Raw genomic sequence first — 5,184 nt, forward strand, 5'->3', positions numbered from 1 at the left:
CCCCACCAAACCCGACAACGCCACCTCACACTCACCAAAACGCTCCGCAAACACCACCGACTCCCCCAACAACACCCGACCCATACCCACCCACTGCGAACCCTGACCAGGAAAAACCAACACCACACCACCCGACACCGCCGCAGGTGTCGCGGCCGCCTGCGCCAACGCGGCGAGCAGTTCGTCGCGGTCGCGGCCGACTACGGCCGTGCGGTATTCGAGTGCGGAGCGGTAGGTCAGCGATGCTCCGATGTCCGCGGCGGCCAATTCCGGTCGCGCGGTGACGAATTCGGCCAGCCGGGCGGTGTGCGCCGCGAGTGCTGGGCGGGTTCGGGCGGAGACGAGCCACGGGATCACCGGCATCTGTTCTCGCGCAGGGCTTTCGACCGGTTCCGGTTGCGGGGCCTGTTCGAGGATGACGTGGGCGTTGGTCCCCGAGATGCCGAACGACGACACCGCCGCCCGCCGCGGACGACCCAGATCCGGCCACGGCCGCCGCTCGGTCAGCAGTTCGACATGCCCCGCGGGCCAATCCACGTGCGGCGACGGCTCATCCACATGCAGGGTCTTCGGCAGAACGCCATGCCGCATGGCCTGGACCATCTTGATCACGCCCGCCACACCGGCCGCCGCCTGGGCATGTCCCATGTTCGATTTCACCGAACCGAGCCACAGCGGCTCACCGTCCGCGGCACGCTGCCCGTAGGTCGCCACGAGCGCTTGCGCTTCGATGGGATCGCCGAGAGTTGTTCCGGTGCCGTGGGCTTCGACGGCATCGACATCGCTCACCGACAAATTCGCGCTCGCCAGGGCCGCGCGGATGACGCGCTGCTGCGAAGGACCGTTCGGCGCGGTCAAGCCGTTCGACGCGCCATCCTGATTCACCGCCGAACCCTTGACCACTGCCAAGATTTCGTGGCCGTTGCGTATCGCGTCCGACAGACGCTCCACCACAACGACACCCACGCCCTCCGCCCAGCCGGTTCCGTCGGCGGCCGCCGCGAACGACTTGCAGCGGCCGTCCCCCGACAAACCGCGCTGTGCGGAGAACTCCACGAACACCGCCGGGGAAGCCATGACGGTCACCCCGCCCACCAGCGCCAGCGAGCACTCTCCCGCCCGCAACGACAACCCCGCCTGATGCAACGCCACCAACGACGACGAACACGCCGTATCCACCGTCACCGCAGGACCTTCCAAACCCAGCACATACGACACCCGACCCGAGGCGATGGATCCTTTGCCGTCGCCGGCCGGGTAGTCGTGATACATCAGGCCGGTGAACACGCCGGTGTCGCTGCCGTGCAACGACTTCGGGTCGATACCCGCGGCCTCCAGCGCCTCCCACACGACTTCGAGCAGCAGCCGCTGCTGCGGGTCGGTCTCCGCGGCTTCGCGCGGGCCGATGCCGAAGAATGCCGCGTCGAATTCCGCGGCGCCGTCGAGGAATCCGCCCGATCGGGTCGACGACTTACCGGCCACGCCGGGTTGCGGGTCGTACAGCCGCTCGATATCCCATCCCCGGTCGGCCGGGAAGTCGGTCACCACGTCGCGTCCCTCGGCCACCATGTGCCACAGGTCGTCCGGCGACGCGACCCCGCCGGGGAACCGGCATCCCATGCCCACCACCGCCAAGGGTTCGTCCGTTCCGGCAGTGACGGGGGCGGGCCGGGGCGCGGGCGAGTCGTCGCCGGTGAGTTCGGTGAGCAGAAACCGGGTGAGGGCGCGTGGCGTCGGGTGGTCGAAGACCACCGTCGAGGGCAGCGTCAAACCCGTTGCCGCGCCGAGTCCGTTGCGGAAGCGCACCGCCGCGAGGGAGTCGAACCCGAGGTCCCGGAAGGCGTGGCTCGCATCGATCGCGGCGGGACCACTGTGCCCCAGCACCGCGGCGGCCTGACTCCGGCAGATACCGAGCACCGTCTCGAATCGCTGCTCCGCGTCGAGATCCCGCAGCCGATCACGCAGACTTTCGGCGGGCGGACCGGCCACGGCTGTCCGGCGGCTCGGCACGAGCGCCGAGAACACCGGCGGCAGCGTGCCTTCCGCGGCCCGCGCACGCAGGGCAACGGTGTCCAGCCGCGCCGCCACGGCCAGCGGTGCGTCCACGGCCAAGGCGTCGTCCAGCAGCCGCAGCGCCTGCCCGGTCGACAGTCGCCCGATACCCGAGCCCCCGGCCTCGGCACCCGTCAGGTGCGCGGTCATCGCGGTCGTCTCGTCCCACAACCCCCACGCCACGGCCACGCCCGCCAGCCCGAGGCGGCGCCGGTGCGCGATCAGCCCGTCGAGAAATCTATTGGCAGCCGCATAATTGGCCTGCCCCGCGCCCCCCAGCACACCCGCCGTCGAAGAAAACACGACGAAGGTCGACAACTCCTTGTCCGCAGTCAATTCGTGCAGATGCCAGGCCCCATTCACCTTGGGCGCCAACACATCCGCAAGCCGCTCCGCGTCAAGCGCCTGCACCACCCCGTCATCGAGCACACCGGCCAGATGCACCACCGCCGACAACCGCAACGGCTCCACCACCCGCGCCAACGCGCCCCGATCCGTCACATCACACTCGACAACCTCCACCGCGGCCCCCACCCCAGCCAACTCCTCCACCAACGCACGCGCACCAGCCGCCCCCACCCCACGCCGGCTCAACAACACCAGCCGCCCCACCCCATAACGCCGAACCAAATGCCGCGCAACAACAGCCCCCAACCCCCCGGTCCCCCCGGTAATCAACACCGTCCCACCAAACCCGGCAACCGCAGCCGAACCGGACGCCCGCGCGGAAGTAAGCGCAACCGCCGACGCGGACATGGACTCCAGGTCCGAGCCGGGCGCGGCCACAGCCGCTGACATGGCATCAGACACCGACGCGGATGTGGAAGCAGACGCGGGCGCGGGAGCAGGTGCAGCAACAGATCCGGCCTCCGACGCAAATGCGGACTCGGACGTGGAAGCAGGCGCGGACGCGGGCTCAGGCGCAGACGCGAGGGCAAGCGCGGATGGCGGTGGGGGCACGAGGGCGGACGTGGGAGCGGGGGCGAGGGTGGGTGTGGGAGTCGCGGTGGGGGGTGGGACGGGGATGGGGCGGAGGCGGGGGGCCCAAGGGTGGGATTGGCGGATTGCTATTTCGGGTTCGGTGGCTGCGGCGATGGCTGTGAGTTGGGTGGGGGTGGGAGTGGTGGGGCTGTCGAGTAGGACGATGCGGTGTGGGTGTTCGGACTGGGCCGCGTGTACCAGGCCCCAGACTGCTGCGGCGGCGGGGTCGACGGGGTCGTTGCCGGTGACATCTACTGCGTTGGTGGTGGTTATCAGGAGGCGGGATCGGGCGAAGCGTGGGTCGCCGAGCCAGCTCTGCAGGGCGGCCAGCATGGTTGTGGTTGCGGTCCGGGCCTTTTCGGCCGGGTCGGTGCCCGACGGCGTGCATCGCAGGAGGATTATGTCGGCGGCTTGTTGGTCGTCCGATCCCCACTCCGCGATCGTCGCGGGACCGGTGTCGGGCATTTCCAGTGGTATCCAGCCGAGTTCGTAGAGCGGTAGAACATCGGCGTCGCCGGTCCGGAGTTGTTCGGCTGTCGTGGCGCGGGTTTCGAGTGTTCCACTGAATACCGGCTGCCCGGCCGGGTCGGTGAGCCGGACATCGTAGCTGTCGCTCGCGCCGATGATCACCGCGCGGACGCGGGTGGCCCCCGTGGCGTGCAGGACCGCGTTCGACCACCGGTACGGCAGCGGCGTCCGGTCCGCAGCCTCGGTCACCAGCACCGCGTGCAGGGCCGCGTCGAGCAGGGCGGGGTGGATGCCGTATCCGGTGCTGTCCAGTCCTTCCGGCAGTTCCGCTTCCGCGTAGCGATGGTCGTCGCGCCGCCATACCCGTCGCAGTCCGGCGAAGTGCGGGCCGTAGTCGTATCCGCGTTCGCGCAGCGAGTCGTACGGATTATCGAGCGGCACGAGGTCGGCTCGGGGCGGCCAGCCCAGCTCGCGCTGCGACGCGGAGACCGTGCGATGCTGTGCCAGCCGACCCTCGGCATGCAACTGCCAGACGCCGGAATCGGCCACGGCCACACGGGAGTAGACGCGCACCGGACGGTAGCCGGGGGTCTCCTCCGCGCCGACGGCGACGTGCACGTCGACCGCACCCGCATCGAGCGGCAGCGGCGCGGTGAGGGTGAGTTCGTCCACGACCGGGAAGCCGATTTCGTCACCGGCCCGGATCGCCAACTCCACCAGCGCCGTTCCCGGCAAAAGCGTCCGACCGAACACCAAGTGATCGGCCGCCCAGGGCGGATTCGTCGCCGACAGTCGACCGGTGAGCCGGATCCCGCCGGTCTCCGGGACATGAACGGCCGCCGCCAGCATCGGATGGTCGGCCGCGCGAATCCCGGCCGCACCGAGCCCGGGTGCCCCCGCGGCGGCGTCGAGCCAGTACCGCTCATGCTGAAATGCGTAGGTGGGCAATGGCACACGACGTGCCCCCACCCCTTCGAACAGCGTCCGCCAATCCACCGGCACACCGCTCGACCAGGCCGTTGCCGCATTGCCGAGCAACTGTCGCCAGCTGCCGTCGTCGCGCCGCAATGAGGGCACGGTCACCAGGCCACGATCACGCACCACCTCGTCGGTGATCGAGTCGAATGTCTCCTGCACCGCCGCGAGCAGTACCGGATGCGGACTGACCTCCACGAACGTCGTGCACCCCTGGCCCAGTACCGCGCGCGTGGCGTCCTCGAAGCGCACGGTCGACCGCAGATTGCGGAACCAGTACTCGGCGTCCAACAGGGTGCCGTCGATGCGCTCACCGGTGACCGACGAATAGAAGTCCACGTGGCCCGCGCGAGGCCGGATATCGGCCAGTGCCGCAACGAGTTCCGCCCGTATCCCCTCCACCGCCGCCGAATGACTCGCGTAACCCACCGGCAACCGCCGCACCGAGACCCCCGAACCCGCACACGCCTCGACGAATACGTCCAGCTCGTCCTCCGGACCCGAAACCACCACCGACTCCGGGCCGTTCACCGCGGCCACACCCAATCCACCGCGCAGCCAACCACTCACCGCACCCTCCGACGCACCGACCGCGACCATGCCCCCGCTGCCGGTGAGGTTCACCAGCAACTTCGACCGCGCCGCGACGATCCGCGCCCCCTCCTCCAACGACAACACCCCCGCCACACACGCCGCCGCCACCTCACC

1 protein-coding gene is annotated in these 5,184 nt (G+C 69.7%); it reads right to left on the bottom strand.

The features are described from left to right. On the bottom strand, positions 1-5,178 hold a 5,178-nt coding region (locus tag QH470_RS08145), incomplete at its 3' end, for a type I polyketide synthase (protein WP_280271659.1). Positions 5,179-5,184 lie beyond the last annotated feature (6 nt).

This window comes from Nocardia wallacei (genome assembly GCF_029868745.1).
Taxonomy (GTDB): Bacteria; Actinomycetota; Actinomycetes; order Mycobacteriales; family Mycobacteriaceae; genus Nocardia; species Nocardia wallacei_B.